At 44.2% G+C, this 17,846-nt stretch carries 8 protein-coding genes; 7 read left to right on the forward strand and 1 reads right to left on the reverse strand.

The window, feature by feature from the left end:
- Positions 1-58 precede the first annotated feature (58 nt).
- The 7 genes from MKY19_RS09215 (at position 59) to MKY19_RS09245 (ending at position 17,263) form a co-directional block, all read left to right on the forward strand.
- Entirely contained in the window at positions 59-4,939 is a 4,881-nt protein-coding gene (locus MKY19_RS09215) for a discoidin domain-containing protein (RefSeq protein WP_339802143.1), read from the forward strand.
- A 49-nt stretch (positions 4,940-4,988) separates the two neighbouring features.
- Entirely contained in the window at positions 4,989-5,708 is a 720-nt protein-coding gene (locus tag MKY19_RS09220) for a cohesin domain-containing protein (protein WP_339802145.1), read from the forward strand.
- Between the two features lie 54 nt (positions 5,709-5,762).
- The gene (locus tag MKY19_RS09225; RefSeq protein ID WP_339802148.1) at positions 5,763-9,674 is read left to right on the forward strand and encodes a glycoside hydrolase N-terminal domain-containing protein; all 3,912 of its coding nucleotides are present in this window, start codon (positions 5,763-5,765) and stop codon (positions 9,672-9,674) included.
- A 211-nt stretch (positions 9,675-9,885) separates the two neighbouring features.
- Positions 9,886-11,259: an extracellular solute-binding protein gene (locus tag MKY19_RS09230; protein ID WP_339270038.1), complete on the forward strand. Its 1,374-nt coding sequence runs from the start codon at positions 9,886-9,888 to the stop codon at positions 11,257-11,259.
- A gap of 86 nt (positions 11,260-11,345) precedes the next feature.
- The gene (locus tag MKY19_RS09235) at positions 11,346-12,242 is read left to right on the forward strand and encodes a sugar ABC transporter permease (RefSeq protein WP_339802150.1); all 897 of its coding nucleotides are present in this window, start codon (positions 11,346-11,348) and stop codon (positions 12,240-12,242) included.
- Positions 12,243-12,255: 13 nt separating this feature from the next.
- Positions 12,256-13,122 carry a carbohydrate ABC transporter permease gene (locus tag MKY19_RS09240; protein ID WP_339246646.1) on the forward strand — a complete coding sequence of 289 codons (867 nt, stop codon included), beginning with the start codon at positions 12,256-12,258 and terminating at the stop codon, positions 13,120-13,122.
- Positions 13,123-13,141: 19 nt separating this feature from the next.
- Positions 13,142-17,263: a beta-N-acetylglucosaminidase domain-containing protein gene (locus MKY19_RS09245; RefSeq protein ID WP_339802153.1), complete on the forward strand. Its 4,122-nt coding sequence runs from the start codon at positions 13,142-13,144 to the stop codon at positions 17,261-17,263.
- Positions 17,264-17,378: 115 nt separating this feature from the next.
- On the opposite strand, the gene MKY19_RS09250 is transcribed toward MKY19_RS09245, so the two are convergent.
- The gene (locus MKY19_RS09250) at positions 17,379-17,744 is read right to left on the reverse strand and encodes a VOC family protein (RefSeq protein ID WP_339802156.1); all 366 of its coding nucleotides are present in this window, start codon (positions 17,742-17,744) and stop codon (positions 17,379-17,381) included.
- Positions 17,745-17,846: the final 102 nt, after the last annotated feature.

The raw sequence follows: 17,846 nt of genomic DNA on the forward strand, positions 1-17,846 counted from the left end.
CAAACTACAGTGGAGGCTGTATCCTGTCTTGCCGCTTCATTTGAATGGAGGGAATGGATTGAGATCAATTTATAATCGCTTTGGTATGTGGATGCTGGCATTGATGATCCTTATGGTTACAGGGCTCATGATTCGCCCGGAAACCGCCCATGGTGCTTCCGTTGGTAACATTTCTGACTTCGTAAAGAAAGATAATAACACGTTTGAGATTACGTCAGGCTCTGACAAGATTAAAGTGATTTTTCAGCGGGAGGATATGTTCCGGATTTGGCTTGGTGTGAACGGGCAATTCAAGGAATTGTCAGGAAAAAGCGCGGAAAAGCCAATCGAGCCAATCGTCATCAAGGATGATTTCGGACCTGTTAACGTAAAGTGGTCTGATGAAGGTACGTATTACAAGATGGAAACAGGAAAATTCGTGCTGAGAGCCTACAAAAATCCGTTAAAGTTCGCCATGTACAAAAGTGACAACCAAACGGTGGTGTGGGAAGAATCTGCTAGCTTGAACTATAACGGACAGTCAGCCTCACAACAGCTTATCCGGGGTGAGGATGAATATTTCTACGGTGGCGGTATGCAGAATGGATTCTTCAATCATCGTGATCGCAAAATTACTATCGCTAACAACTATGGGGATTGGGGAAGCGGCACGGTTTCGAATCCTGCGCCATTCTACTTGAGTACTGCAGGATACGGAGTGCTTCGAAACACTTTTCAAAGCGGTACTTATGATTTTGATTCGACCGTCAAGCTGACGCATAACGAAAATCGGTTTGATGCTTATTATTTCTACGGTGAGACAATGAAAGATATTTTGAACGCTTATACAGATCTTACAGGTAAACCATCCTTGATTCCTCGTTGGGGTATGGGACTTGGTGATGCGGATTGTTACAACAGAGATCCAGAAAAGACCTCCGATGTCGTTAATCTTATTGCTAAAAAGTATCGGGAAAATGATATGCCTGGAGCCTGGATTTTGCCGAATGATGGATATGGTTGCGGTTATACGGATCTAGGCAACACCGTTGACGAACTACATAAGGAAGGTTTCTATACCGGACTATGGACTCAAAATGGTGTTGATAAAATCGCGCAAGAAGTTGGCGTAGAGGGTACAAGGCTGGCTAAACTCGACGTTGCCTGGGTGGGACCTGGATACGATTTCGCCCTGGGCGCCAGCAAACAGGCGTTTACAGGAATTGAAGATAACTCTGATGACAGAGGTTATGTCTGGTCCGTTGGTGGTTGGGCAGGTACCCAGCGATATTCTACCGTCTGGTCCGGAGATCAGTCGGGCAACTGGGAATACATTCGATTCCATATCCCGTCGATGATCGGAGCAGGGCTATCTGGGATGCCGTATTCAACCGGAGATATTGATGGGATTTTCGGAGGAAGCGCTAAAACCTACGTTCGAGACTTACAGTGGAAGATCTTCACTCCAATCCTGATGAACATGTCTAGTTGGGCAGCCAAAGATAAGCAGCCTTGGGTATGGGGAGAACCTTATACGAGCTATAACAGGGATGCTTTGAAGCTAAGACAGCAATTGACACCATACTTGTATACCTATCTCAATGAGTCTTACGAGTCCGGAGCTCCGATCATGCGGGGAATGATCTATTCTTATCCGAATGATCCGAACTCCAAAGGAACTTTAACACAGTATCAATTCATGTCCGGGGAATCGTTCCTGGTTGCGCCAGTATATACCGACACGACTATGCGAAACGGAATATATCTTCCAAAAGGAAAATGGATCGATTACTGGACAGGAGAAGAACATTACGGTTCAAAAATGTTAGACGAATACAATGCTCCACTGGATCGCTTGCCGCTTCTAGTAAAGGGCGGGGCTATCATCCCGATGTATCCTGAATCGTTATACGACGGTCAGGTTCCTCCTGATCCAATTACTTATGATATTTATCCTTATAAATCGTCAAGCTTTACGATGTATGAAGATGATGGTACATCGAAGGAGCATCGTACAGGCAAATTTGCCAAAACATTAATAACCTCCATCGCTCCTGAGCAAGGGAGTGGAGACTTGATTATCAATGTTGGAGCAAGCGTAGGTGACTATAAAGGCAAATTGGAGTCACGTAAGAATCAGTTTACAATCCATATGCCAGATCACCCGGAGGCTGTTTCTGTAGATGGAACATCCTATCCTGAATTACAGTATAAAGCAGCATGGGATGGAGCAACAAGTGGCTGGTACTATGCTAAGCAAGATAAAGGCGGCATCCTGTACATTAAAACACCATCCATATCCACTGATAAGGAATTTATTGTGAAAGTCGCAGGCTATACAGCAGATACGACTCCACTAGTAGATGCTGTCAAAATTGAGCTGCCTCAGGTGGACACAGACCCAAGTCGTATTCCGCAGGAAGATATGATTGCAACTGCAACGAATGCGGCTTCGGATACGCCGGCAGCTAATGTGCTGGATGGCAGCTATGAATCGATATGGCTTTCTTCAGCAAATGCTGGAAGTAAGCAGAGCATCACTTTAGACCTGGGGATTAAACAGTATGTGAATAAACTGAAATACTTGCCAAGACAGTACGGTGGCAAAGATGGCACAATTACAGGTTACAAGCTGTATACGAGTATGGATGGAACCAACTATACGCTCGTAAGCAGTGGACAATGGAATGATGACAAACTAGAGAAGACGGTGAATTTTGATACAGTTGAAGCTGTTTTTGTGAAACTTGAAGCGACAGAAGCTGTTGGGGGTGTCGTATCTGCTGCAGAGATCAATCTGTATCGTGATCTATCACAGCCTTCACCGACAGTGATACCTAAAAATGAGATGACAGCCTCAGCGAAAAGCTTTCAGCCTGGTGCGGAAGCAGCTAAAGCGATTGATGGGGACCGGAATTCCGCATGGCATACGAAATGGGATGGATCCGATAAGCTCCCGCAATCCATCATGCTCGATTTAGGTAAGGTTCGCAATGTTAGCCAATTCCGGTATGCACCACGTCTGGATGCTGGGAACGGAACCATTACCTCATACAACCTTTACGTCAGCACAGATGGAGAAGCATATACGAAGGTATCCAGTGGTACATGGCTCAGAAACAACTTGAAAAAATACATCCTTTTCGATAGTGTTTCCGCCCGCTATGTGAAGCTTGAAGCAGCTGTTGCACTTGGAGGGTTCGCTTCGGCTTCGGAGGTCGATGTCTATGAGGCGCCGAAGGCAGCTCCTGAAGTTCGATTGATTTCAGAAGGTAAACCTGCTACAGCGGACAGTGAGGATCAAGCGCATCCGGCTGGCCTCGCTAATGATGGGAATGTGGACACATTCTGGTCAGCAGCGGATAAGAACAATAGCCATAGCTGGACGGTTGATCTCGGTATGATGCATTCCATTAAATCCTCCGAAGTTTCTTTTGAACACAGTAACAAGGCTTATCAGTACAAAATTGAAGTTCGGGAAACCGCGAACTCCAATTGGATTACAGTAACGAATCGAACGAATAATCAGGAAACTGGCACCATTCAGGATACATTTGGAAGCCAGGGTAGATTCGCTAGAATTACGATCACCGGACTGCCTGATGCTCAATCAAAGGCTGCTATTCGTGAATTCAAGCTGTTCGGCATCCCGCTGGAAGACGGACAGAAGGTTACTGGCATAAAGCTTGACCGTGAGACACTCTCACTTAAGGCGTTGGACGCACCGGTTCAATTGAAAGCGAGCATTGAGCCTGAGAATGCCGGTAATAAGACAGTTAAGTGGGTAAGCAGCGATCCTGGTGTTGCCAGCGTAGACAGTAAGGGAATGGTCACACCAAAAGGGCAGGGTACGACATCGATTACCGCGACGACGGAAGAAGGCGGATTTACAGCAACAAGTGTGGTGACGGTTACTGGACAGAGCAACCTAACCGAAATTCCGCAAAGTCAAATGAGTGCAGAAGCTACGAGCTATGAAGCAGGCGAAAACGATCCGAATTTGGCATTGGACGGCGATCCGGATACACATTGGCATACGAAGTGGTTTAACGTTGATCCACTTCCGCAATCAATTATGGTGAATCTGGGTGGAAAGTATACCATCAGCAAGCTAGGATACTTACCTCGGCCGGATGAAGGCAATGGCACAATTACTGCTTACAACGTGTACACAAGCACCGATGGTGTGAATTACACGCTCATGACAAGCGGGAACTGGCTGCGAAGCAAACAGCTCAAGGAAGTGAATTTCGCTCCGGTGGAAGCGACTCACATTAAGCTGGAAGCTGTAAAAGGCGTGGGTGAATTCGCATCCGCAGCCGAAATTACAGTGTATCAAGTGCAGCAGGAAACGGCTCAAGTGCAAGCCGTATTGAGTGCTGATGCATCCGTTACTTCCGGCAAGCCTTTTGTTGTCCGGTATGATGTGAACAATATCTCCGGGAAGGTATTTGCACAGGACATCACCATTCAGTACGATGCTGACCGCATGGATTATGTGTCCGCTAAATCACTGATCCAAGGTGTTGCGATTGTTGAAGAGACAATTAAAACACCTGGAAAGCTTCGTTTGATTATGGCGAGTGAAGGTGCGGAATACGGATTAAGCGGAAATCAACAAATTGCCGAACTGACATTCCAGGCAAAAGAAGTATCTGAGACGGTTACCATTAATATCAGCGTGTCAGAGGTACTGCTAGGTGATGAAGACGGAGCAGAGACCGCAACTGCTCCAGCTACAATCTCTGTAAAAGTGAAACCAGAACAAACAGGAATATCAGGCGATCTTAACGGCGACGGAAAAGTCAGCATTGGTGACCTGGGTATCGTTGCTGCACACTACGGCAAAGACTCATCAAGTCTTGATTGGCAGCAAGCGAAGCGTGCGGATATGAATGGTGACGGTAAGATCGATATTACAGATCTTGCTCAATTAGCGAAACAAATCGTAACTCAATAACACACGCTAACATCCTGAACAAAATTTAAAAGATGAAGGTGAGAAGAATTTGAACAGTAGTCGATGGTACAAAAAGGCGGTAATGATGACCATTATCGCCGTGGTTTTAAGCTGTGTATCTTTTACGAATCCTGTAGTGAACGCAGATGCATCTGATCCTACACCTTCTGCTACTTTAGTAGGGAGTAAGATGGTTGTTGCGCCGGGGGAGTCTTTTACCGTGAAGTATGGGATCACCAGTGTCTTCAGTGATGTGTATGCACAGGACATTACCTTTGAATTTGATCCGGGTGTCATGGAATACCTTCCAGGTTCAATCCGCTCTCTGCAGGAAGGCGTAATTATTATCAATGAACCATCTACAAGTACTCCCGGTAAGCTACGGGTTCTCTTGGCAAGTTTGGGTAGTCAGTATCCGATTACTAGCGATGCTGAAATTGTTGAACTTGGTTTCAAAGCAGCAGATGTAATACAAAACACAGAGGGAGTTATCCGGCTTACTCAAGCGATAATAAGTGACAGTCAAGGGAAAGAATCCGTGCTCCAACCGGCATCCTTAACCATTCAGATCACAGTAAATACAGGATTACCTGGAGATCTTAACGGCGACGGCAAAGTGAGTATCGGCGATTTAGGTATCATGGCCGCGCATTACGGTAAGGATTCCTCCAGTCCAGATTGGAGTAAGATTATGCACGCAGATCTGAACAAGGACGGCAAAATAGATATTACTGATCTTGCTGCACTTGCGAAAAAGATTGTGGAGTAGTAGGTTGCCTCATTTTTACAATCAGTGGTTGTTATTATGAGAGGGGATCAACGCATGCCAATCGGTAAAAGTAGATTAGTCAGAAAGACTGCAATTCTACTATCTGTATGGATCGCTTGCTCGCAGCTACTTATCAGCATACTTCCGTCTAATGGTGTTTTGGGTCCAAAAGTGTATGCAGATGTTCAGTCGGCAGCTGAAACTGCGCCTACGGCAGATCAGGATTTGTCATTATGGTATCAAGCACCGGCCACGAACTGGGAGACGCAGGCGCTCCCTATCGGAAATGGTTATATGGGTGGCATGGTATTTGGTGGTGTTGAGCAGGAGCGAATTCAATTTAATGAAAAGACACTGTGGAGCGGTGGGCCTGGAGCAGATTCAAATTACCAATATGGTATTAAAGACGGTGCTCAGCAACATGTTGAGACCATAAGACAGCTTCTAAAAGAAGGGAAAATTAATGAAGCTAAGGCTCTTGTAGGGAAGATTACTGGTGTTATGGGTGCTGGTGATAGTTCTTTCGGAGCGTATCAAGCATTTGGTGACGTGTTCTTAGATTTTAACCGTCAGTCAGCGTATACGGTAACAGCGAGCTCGGATAATCCACAATACGGCGAGCCTATTTCCAATTTAACCGATGGTTCGGTAAATACGAAATGGTATTCAGGTGATGGAGCACCACCTTTTTGGGTGCAGTGGGCATATGAAGAGGCTAAGGTAATTACCGGCTATTCGTTCACTTCAGGGAATGATGTGCCTGATCGGGATCCGAAGAGCTGGACGCTGAAAGGCTCGAATGACGGGCAGCAGTGGACCCCGCTAGATAACAGATCCAATGAAGAATTTGCAAGCCGCAAACAGAAGAAATCATATACTTTTTCCAATGCTACAGCTTACAAATTCTATAAATTCGATCTTGTAAGCAAGGGCGGAACGAAAATTCAATTGTCCGAGATGGAGATGACAAGCGCATCGGGGAATAGCGGTGCTCAGACGTACTCTGATTATCGGCGTGAATTGAATCTTAATGATGCCATGGCAAGAGTGTCCTATACTTCGGGCAATGTAAAATTCAAGCGTGAGTATTTCATCAGTTATCCGGATAAGGTCATGGTGTTGAGACTGACAACGGATGAGCATCAGCCGATGACCTTCGATGTTCGCCTTACTGGAGCTCAGCCGTCCAATACGGTGAAGGGGGAAGGAAATAAACTGACGCTAAGTGGAAAGGTACCCAGTAATAAGATGGCATACGAAGCGCAGCTTCAAGTACAGCATGAAGGAGGAACTGTAACAGCGAAGGATGGGAAACTTACTGTGAACGGTGCGAGTGTTGTCACGATCCTGATGACCGCTGCAACAGATTATGCCAATAATTATCCTACGTATAAGAGTGACAAGACGCCAAAAGAAATTGTAGAAGCGAACCTAAACGCAGCATCCGCTAAATCATTCAATCAGTTGCGTGCATCCCATTTGACAGATTATAAGGAACTGTTCGATAGAGTCTCACTTGAACTTGGTGGGGTTGCTACAAATCTTCCTACGAATGAGCTTTTGAATGGTTATAAAACGAATGCTAGTGACGAAGAGAAAAGAAGCTTGGAGGCATTATTTTTCCAATATGGTCGTTATTTGCTTATCGCATCCTCCCGGGAAGGCTCACTGCCTGCTAACCTACAAGGGGTATGGAACCAAGTAAATAATCCACCATGGAACAGTGACTATCATACGAATATCAATGTGCAGATGAATTATTGGCCTTCCGAGGTTGTTAACTTAGCGGAAACCGATATTCCGTACATTGATTATATTGATTCCCTGCGCGAGCCGGGTAGGGAATCAGCCCAAAGACATCATGGAATTGAAGGGGAAGGCTGGGCGATTCATACCGTCAACAACCCATTTGGTTATACTGCGCCAGGCTCTGATTTTTATTGGGGCTGGTCACCGGCTGCTAACGCCTTCATGGTGCAGCAGGTGTGGGATCACTATGCTTTTAGTGGAGATAAAGATCTTTTAAGAGGCCAAGTGTATGACATTATCAAGGAAACAACACAATTCTGGATTAAATACCTGGTCGAAGATTCAGACGGAAGTCTAGTATCATCTCCTTCCTACTCTCCAGAGCAAGGGGATATATCCGTCGGTGTGTCTTATGATCAGGAATTAGTCTGGGAGTTGTTCACACAGTTCATCAAGGCTAGTGAAATATTGGGTGTGGATGAACAGCTGCGTAACGAGGTCATGGAGAAACGAAGCAAGCTATGGATGCCGCAGGTCGGAAGCTGGGGGCAGGTGCAGGAGTGGAAGAATGATATCGATAGTCCAACAGATCAGCACCGCCATATCTCGCATCTGATCGGCTTGTATCCAGGTACGCTTATTAATGAAGTGAATAATCCGGAGTTATTTGCAGCAGCAAGAGTCACCTTGAATTCTCGTGGCGATGGTGGAACGGGGTGGAGTAAAGCGAATAAGATCAATTTATGGGCACGTCTGCTTGATGGTAACCGTGCACATAAACTGTTAGGTGAGCAGCTTAGAGGCAGCACGCTCGACAATTTGTTCGATACACATCCACCGTTCCAAATTGACGGTAACTTCGGAGCAACTTCAGGAATCGCAGAAATGCTTCTACAAAGCCAAACTGGAAGTATCGATTTATTAGCTGCTTTACCAGATGCATGGGCTACCGGAAACGTTAAAGGACTTGTGGCAAGAGGCGGATTTGAAGTGGATATGCGCTGGGAAGGTACGATCTTGAAAGAAGCCTTGCTTACTTCTAAGCAGGGTAATAAGGCTTCTGTTAAATACCCTGGATTTGTCCAATCCAATAAATTCAAGGTCGTTCGCGCAGGAAGCGGGGAATCCATCAACTTCACGGTGAATGGGAACTTGATTGAATTCCCAACAGTGAAAGGACAGCAATATAAGATTGTATCCAGTGTAAAGCCACCAGTGCTTCCAATAAAAGTAGATGATAAAGATCCGTCGATTGTATATACCGGAACGTGGAGTCCTTACAGTGACGCAGGCGATTACAAGGGCACAGAAAGCTATAGTAATCAGCAAGGAGCTTCAGCGTCGTTCACGTTTACAGGAACATCAATTAAATTTATCAGCGCTTTGCAGGCAAACCACGGACATTTCGATGTGTATCTCGATGGAGGGCTAATCGCTGAGGGTGTTGATGGATATGGTCCATCGACGATGAAGCAGCAGGTATTATTCCAACAATCCGATCTCTCCAAAGGGGAACATACAATTAAGATTGTCGTGAAAGGGGCGAAGAACAACGCCTCTTCGAATACCATTGCGATGATTGATGCTTTCGAATATGTTCCTGTTGAACGGAATGAACCTACTGCGATAACTTTAAGTGGACCTAAGTCGATAAATCAAGGTCTGACCTTTACAGTTGACATGGGCGTTAGCAATGTCACGGATGCGACCTATGCGCAAGACATTCGATTGAAGTACGACGAGAATCTTCTAGAGTACATCTCGGGCGAATCGATGAACGATGGGATACAGGTGTTAGAATCAAAGAATGATCCAATCGGAACCATTCGCCTAATCACGGCTAGTACGGGAACTGGTTTAACCGGTGATGCCAAGGTGCTTGAACTAAACTTCAAAGCAAAGCCAGTGACCAAGTCTGAGTTAGCGAGCATAAAGGTAAGCAGTGCTGTATTTGGTGACGCGAATGGACTGGAGACAGAAGCCGATCTTTCAAATATCGAAGTCGAGATTAAGGCAGATGAGCAGCCGCCGATAAAATCCGGAGACTTAAATGAGGATGGTAAAGTGAGCATCGGTGACTTGGCGATTGCAGCTTCGCACTATGGTAAAGATCAGAACAGTGTAGATTGGCAGACGGCTAAGCGTGCAGATCTTAATAATGACGGAAAGATCGACATTATGGATTTAGCAGCAATTGCTCAAAAAATATTGAATTGAGAGAAGGACACCTGAGTTTTTACTCAGGTGTCCTTCTTTTGTAAACAAAAAAGGTTCTATAGGACAAAAAGTATCAACTCCACATCAAAAGAGATCATGTGGTTAAGTTTTTATAGCCTATATAATGGAAAAGTGTTAATGGAATTACAGTCAGAATTGTAAAATCAAGTGCTTAGAGAAGTCGAGCAAGTTTATTCGAGGGGGATAGCCAATGAAAAGCAAGGGTAAAAAGAAAGCGGCATTAAGTCTAGTTATGATGTCCATTGTATTGTCTCTGGCAGGATGTGGCGGGGGGACAAATGGGGCTGAAGCTCCAGCTCCCGAGAAAACAACAGCTGCGACGCAGACTGAGCCAGCGAAGACAGACGAGCCCAAGCCTGAAGAGCCGAAAGTAGCGGGAGACCTCGAAATCCAATACTTTGTCGGTGGTTATGGAGACGGTTGGTGGAAAGAAGTCATTGGTGAATTCAAGAAGAAGTACCCAGATGTCAACATTAAAGAATCCGCAGGTTCACAAATCAACGAGCAAATGAAGCCCCGCTGGATCCAAGGTAATCCGCCAGATGTTGTATACATCGATGGAGCAGGATCGAACGAAACGCAAATGGTGCTCGACGACCAATTGATGGATATTACAGATTGGGTTAAAGATGCGAAAAATGTGGACGGCGAGCAGCTTACGAGCAACTTGATCGCACCTCCACAAGACTACAGTGGCAAAAACTATACGATTCCACTCGTATTCGGATCATGGGGAACCTTCTATGATGAAACCCTGTTTACTGAAAAGGGATGGGATGTTCCGAAAGATTGGGATAGCTTCCTCGCCACAAGTGAAAAAATCAAAGCGGATGGCGTATATCCTTACATCCATACCGGTAAATACCCATACTACATCGTGGGAGGTCTCTTAAATACAGGTTTTGTATCTGAGAATGGAGACAATCCGCAAATCTTGAAGGATCAAGAAGCAGCAAAAGAAGGTTCTTTCAAAAATGATGCTGTAGCGAATACCTTGAAAAAGATCGTTGATATGAGGGACAAAGGGTATTTCGATAACGCATCGTTCGGTATGAGTCATACAGACTCCCAAATGCTCTTCTTACAGCATAAAGATGCAATGATTCCTAATGGCTTGTGGCTCGAAAATGAAATGAAAAAAGATGTTCCAGAAGGCTTCAAATTTGGATTCATTCCTTCCGTTATGCAAAAGCCAGGCGGTAAATTTGTGGCTATTCCTTACACTAGTAACATTGCAATTGCAAAGAAGGCTAAAAATCCAGATGCAGCAAAAGCATTTATTGAATTTATCTTTACGAAACAAGCCGCAGTTCGTTGGGCTGAGCTGACTGGCGCTTTGATGAACGTCAAGGCAGATCTGGAATCTTCAGGCGCAAGTGATGTTGTTAAAACGGCAATGAAATATTTCAACGGTAGTGACACGATCGTTGCTCCTGTATTTAAATTGGCCGCGGACATTGAGCAGGCTGAGAATGATGCAACCATTGCATTGCTGCAAGGTTCCATTACACCAGAAGAATGGATGGACCGTATGGAGAAGGCGGCAGCCAAAATCCGGAAGTAAATTCATGACTCTTCTTTCTAAACAATCAGAGGACATACGTGCCTCTGATTGTTCTTTCAAATTTAAGGGGAGGATGGCTTACGCCCATGAAGAACAATAAATTGTGGAAACGTAATTTGTTTATTGCGAGTTTCTTGCTGCCTACGTTTGCTATCTTTTGTTTATTCACTATTTATCCGTTGTTTCGAGGCTTGTACTTAAGCTTCTTCGATTGGTCAGGCGGTTCCGAATCGATGAATTTTATCGGTATTGATAATTATAGACAATTATTCTCGGATGAGATCATACCAAAAGCCATTTCGAATGATTATTTCTTGATTTTTTGGAAGGTCATCTTAATCATGTTATTTGCAACGTTTTTCGCAGTATCATTGACCCGTTTGAAATTGAAAGAATACGGTTTTTACCGAGTGGTGTTTTTCTTTCCGAATATCATTTCCGTAGCCGTTATCGGTGTATTGTGGAGTTTTATATACAATCCCCGTCTTGGATTCCTGAATGCATTCATCTCGTTATTTACAGGAAAACCAGTGGAAACGAACTGGTTAGGTGATTCAAACCTCGCAATGTGGTCACTTCTTCCTCCTAGTGTATGGGCTGGTATCGGATTCTATATGCTGCTCATTATCGCTTCTATTCTAGGTATTCCTTCCTCGCAATATGAAGCAGCCAGTATTGACGGTGCGGGGCAATGGCAACAGTTTACTCGAATTACTTTACCCCTGATTTGGGAGCAATTCAAAACCTCTATCATTCACATCGTAATCACAACACTGAACGGCTCCTTTATTATCGTTAAGCTGATGACGGATGGTGGCCCGGATAATCAGACACAAGTGCTCGGTTATTATTTGTATCAGATGGGCTTCAAACAGTTCCATTTAAGCTACGGGGCAACCATCGGGGTGCTGATCTTACTGTTATCTTTAATCACTACTCTAATTTTGCAGCGCATTCTTCACCGAGAGTCCATTGAAATGTAAGGAGGAAAATACTTTGAACGATAATCCCGCCAAAAAACCACTTCTGCTGATATCAAAAATTGCAGTTCGATTTTTCCTCATCTTGTGGAGCTTGGTAGTCTTATATCCTGTTCTTTGGACATTCCTGACATCCTTAAAGGATAATCAGCAGGTTATGCTCGGGAAACCGTGGGATTTCCCATCTATTTTTCGTTTTGAAAACTATTCAAATGTGTGGAGCAGAGCAAACTTTGGCGACTACTTCCTGAACTCCATTATAGTAACCGTGGCTAGTACACTGTTATCGCTTATTATGGCTGCTACAACAGCATATATATTAGCTCGGTTTACCTTTAAATCTAGAGGCCTGTTTTATTTTGTATACGTTGCTTCAATGATGATTCCAACCACACTCGGATTGATACCGTTGTTCTTTCTTCTCGGAGATATGAATTTGTCCAACTCCTTAGTAGGGCTCACGCTTGTTTATTCTGTCGGAACGATTGGCATCCTTCCATTCGGTATCTTCTTTCTGGTTGGATTTTTCAAGGCACTTCCCCGTGAGCTTGAAGAAGCCGCAACAATTGATGGATCTTCACTATACGGCGTTTTCTTCAAGATCATGTTGCCATTATCGAAGCCAGGGTTAATCACAGTAGGAATTATGAATGCTTTAACGGTGTGGAATGAGTACATTATGGCCACAGTATTGATCAACGATCCAGCGAAATACACCATTCCTGTCGGAATAGCCATTATGCAAGGGGAAATGCAGTACAGAACGGAATGGGGGCCATTGTTTGCGGGTCTTTCCATTTCTATGATTCCCGTCATTGTGATGTATGTGTTGTATCAACGTCAAATTACGGGTGGGTTAACAGCAGGTGCGTTGAAAGGTTAATTATAGGAGGGTTAAGGAAATGCCGAAGAAGATTCTCAGTATCTTCATTACACTTATGATGGTGGCCGGCTTGTTCTCCAGTTTTGCAGCTGCAGCGGATGTAGCTTCTGATCTTCCACAAAAAGATGCAAAATTAACGGAATCCTATGAAATCTATCCATTACCGCAGCAACAAACCGAAGAAGAGACAACCTTAACCATTACACAAAATGTAAACGTTGTTATTGAAGATTCGATTGACCAGCCGACAAGAAAGCTGCTTCAAAGGATACTGGATTCCAAATCACTTCAGGTCACTGAGTCAGGAGCTGTAGTAGCAGGGAAAACAAATATCTTTTTGGGAACTAGAAATTCATCAGGCTATGTAGACAACTACTTCACTCAGAATATTCCCTATGAGGCGGATCACTTCAATGAGCTGGACGCTTATGTTCTTAACGTTAGCACCAAGCAACAGAATAAAGGTGTTATTGCGATATTAGGTAAAAATACGGATGCGGCTTATTATGGCCTGGCATCGCTGAAGATGATTTTTGATCAAATTCCTGATCTGCAGGTTCGTAATCTCACCATCGAAGATTTCTCTGATACTCGCTCACGGGGATTTATCGAAGGCTTTTACGGCACACCTTGGTCACATGAAGATCGAATGAGCTTGATGCGTTTTGGTGGAGAACTAAAGATGAACACTTATATTTTTGCACCTAAAGATGACAAGTACCATAACGCGCAATGGAGAACACCCTATCCTGCAGCTGAGCTTGCCAAGATCAAAGAACTGGTGGATGTCGGACATGAATCCAAGACGCAGTTTGTATGGGCAATTCATCCAGGGTTCAATATGATCAATTGGAACAATTATGATGCAGAACTTCAAACCTTACTTGCAAAGCTTGAACAATTGTACAGTGTAGGCGTACGTCAATTTGGACTATTTATGGATGATATCAGCACATCACAATCGTTAGTGGATAAGGACAAACATGTTAAGCTTATTACGGATGTTGCGAATTGGGTAACGTCCAAGAAAGACGTCAAATCATTAATTTATTGTCCTCCATATTATAATAAAAGCTGGACGGGAACGACTGGCAGACCCTATCTTGAAGCCTTAAGAAATGTGCCAGAGAATGTAGATATAATGTGGACCGGAAACGGCGTTGTTGCCTCTGTTAATGCAGCAGATATGCAGTGGCCGAAAGATGCACATGGAAGAGACCCTTATATGTGGTTAAACTGGCCAGTGAATGACTATAAGGATGCAAGACTGCTGCTCGGTAAAGCAGAAGTGCTCATTCCAGGTACACATAATATTTCAGGTGTAGTGTCTAATCCTATGAAGCATGCGGAATTATCTAAGATCGGTATATTCGCGGTTGCGGATTACACTTGGAATGTAGATGATTTTGATCAAGAGGAGAGCTGGCTCGATTCATTTCAGCATATTGCCCCTGAAGTTGCTTCTGAGCTTAATACGATCGCCTATCATATGAGTGACCCATCGCCTAGCGGTCATGGACTTGTAGTAGGTGAATCGGAAAATATCAAAGCTGAGCTAGCGCAATTCTTAAGTGAATACTCAAGTGGTCAGCCGATAGAAACGACGGGGAATACATTGATTCAAGAATTTGATCTAGTATTGGATGCCATCGCGTCGTTTAGAGTAAATAACACGAATGAAAATATGGAAGAAGAAATTGATCCATGGCTAAATAGCTTGCAAAATGTCGTTCTTGCCGATAAATCGGCAGTTCTCTCTGCGATAGCAATCCAGAAAGAGAATGTTGATCAGGCATGGGAAGCACTGGCTAAGGCCACAAGCGCATTAAGCTTATCCAAAACATTCAAAATTGAGAAGCTTAATTCTCCAGATGTGACAGTTGAGGCAGGAGCAAAGCGGCTGGTTCCTTTTGCTGAGCAGCTCATCAATAAACTGGATGCTCAGATTTATACTTTGGTGGACCCGGAATATGTTAAACCTCTAGCTGTAAGCTCTTATGGTTCTCCTTCAGGATTAAACCTGATGGTAGACGGAGATTTAGCAACGAACGTCTATATTCAGACCCTTCAACAGAATGGAGACTGGTATGGTGTTGATTTTGGAAAAACCATTAAAGTGGAAGAAATTGCGATCACACAAGGTAGAAATGATGCGGATCACGATATATTCCAAAGGGGGATCCTTGAGTATTCCGTGAACGGTCAAGAATGGACTGCAATCGGAGAAGAGCGTTCCGGGTATAAAATTTCTGCTTCCGGGCTCAATGTGGAGGCAAGGATGGTTCGATATCGATTGATTCATGCTGGAATACCTGGAGGTAAGCCTGATTTATGGACGGCAGTTCGCGAGTTTTCCGTAAATGCAGGTAAAGATAAGGTAGCCATTTACACCGATGTGACAGAGTTGAAGGATACTCCTGTTATGGTAGCAGATAATTCTGTGCAATTATCGAATATGAACGGAATCACATTAAAGCCATCCCAATATGTTGGGATTAATTTGAAATCCATTGAAGAGATCACGCAAGTGGTGTTGGAAGCTTCAAACGGAGAAGTTCGGTTAGAATCCTCAAAGAACGGTGTGGAATGGGAACAGGTTAATGAGGGGAATGGGGCGTTTGCTAGTGCTGCCTATTTCCGGATCATAAACAAGGGAACTGAGAATATCACTGTAGATTTGACAAGGCTCATGATCAAGTTGAACAAATTCTCTCCACCTATGATTACTCATAATTACGGAAGTATTTATGAAGGTTCTATCAACAACGTGTACAATGCTTCTTTAGAGAACAAGGTTTGGTTCGGCTCGATTCAATCGAAAGGGAAGTATATTCAGATCGACATGGGCGGTGTGGTGAATGTCCAGAATGTAGCTGTCGTGATTGGAGACGGTGAAGGAGATTTCTTCCGTAAGGGAGATTTACAGCTGTCACTAGACGGACAGACATGGGATACGATCCATACGTTTACTAATCCAAATGATCGGAGTTTGAATTTCCCTGAGCATGAGGTGCCTTACCGTTATAAGCGTGTTCAAGTTGACGGCGGCAAGCAAGCCCGCTATGTAAGATTGATTTCAACTGAAACTTATGATGCATGGCTCGCGCTTAATGAAATTTTGGTTAATGAAGGGATTGAAAGACCGGGAACTTCCAATCCGGCTATCCAGGCTGAACCTGCTGGAAACATAGGAAATGAAGCATTGCTGTCCGTTGACAAAAAGCTCTCCACCTTCTATATGTCGGGTGCTGGGAATACGGGTTCCTTAAACTATAAGTTGTCGAAGGATACGAAGGTAAAAGAAGTGATAGTTTTGCAAAATCCATCGGATAATTCAAACGCTGCGGTGTCCGTGCGAGATGCGAGTGGATGGCATAAGGTTGGTAACCTGTCCTCATCTTATAATACATTTGATACCTCCAAGTATATTAATGTGTTTGAAGTGAAGATTCAGTGGGAGGGTTCGATTAAACCCAAAATCCACGAGATCATTACCGTTAAAAAAGACGGGAATGGTGAGGTTGATCCATCGGGTAAGATGACTTCTGTTCTGTCTGGGGTAGACACTGTAGCTGGAGGTAATGACTTTCAACTGGCGTTTGGGGTAAAAAGTGTAACAGATGCTGTATATGCGATGGATATAACCATGAACTATAATCCTAAGCTGTTGGAATTCAAGGCTGCTACTTCCTTGCGTAGTGGAATCCAAGTGCTTGAAACTGCTAATCACACGCCTGGAAAACTACGACTGCTGGTGGTGAGTGAAGGTGCGGGAAATGCTGTGACTGGCAATATGCAGCTGGTAACCTTGGATTTCAGTACTAAAACAGTAGCGGAAGCTACAGAGAGTACTATTCAGATTGAAAAAGTGATCGTAGCAGATGCGGAAGGCAAGGAGAGCGAAACTGTTACGTCGGGCCATAAGCTCAAGATAACTGCAGAAGAGCCGGAACCTGGTATGACTGGTGACATCAATAAAGATGGCAAAGTCTCCATCGGTGACTTAGCGATTGTCGCTGCTAATTATGGCAAGGATACCAGCAGTCAGGATTGGGCTGAGGCTAAACGTGCCGATATCAATAAAGATGGTGTGATTGATTTGAAAGACTTAGCGCTGGTAGCTCGTAAGATAACAGAATGAGTAGTAGCCTTCAACCCATAACAAATTAGCAGATATAATCAAAAAAAAGGAAGTGTCACCGCAGCCATTTCATGGCTTTTCGGACACTTCCTTTTTTTGCTTGAAGAGTGCTAGCCTAGCTATGCTCCGCTAACTGTACCTCGAAGCCGTCTGGGTCCAGTATATATAAGAATCGCAGATGGGGATTTGGTGTGATCGGTCCACGTGCGACGGGGATGCCTTGGCTTTTCAAATACGTAATGGCATCGTCGAGCGATTCCACTTCGAAACCAACAGAAACGCCGCATTCCGGCTTCAGTGCCGGATCACTACCCTGAATAAGCTCGATTTTGGGCTGATCCACCGTGCCTAACATAACAATTTGTTTTCCTCTACTCTCAAATCTGCGGTCAATGGGAAGCCCCAGAATCCGGTTATAAAAATCAAGGGAAGCCTCCAGATCGCGCACCCTAAGCGTTACCCAATTCATGCTCAACTTCATGATTGTAATGTCCTCCTCTATCTGTTTCTATGACTAAGCCGATTCTACTTAATTATACGCTTTCTTGTTCACTAAAAGTTCGTAATATTAAACCTAATTCAC

The sequence above is a fragment of the Paenibacillus sp. FSL R5-0744 genome (assembly GCF_037972555.1).
Taxonomy (GTDB): domain Bacteria; phylum Bacillota; class Bacilli; order Paenibacillales; family Paenibacillaceae; genus Paenibacillus_AQ.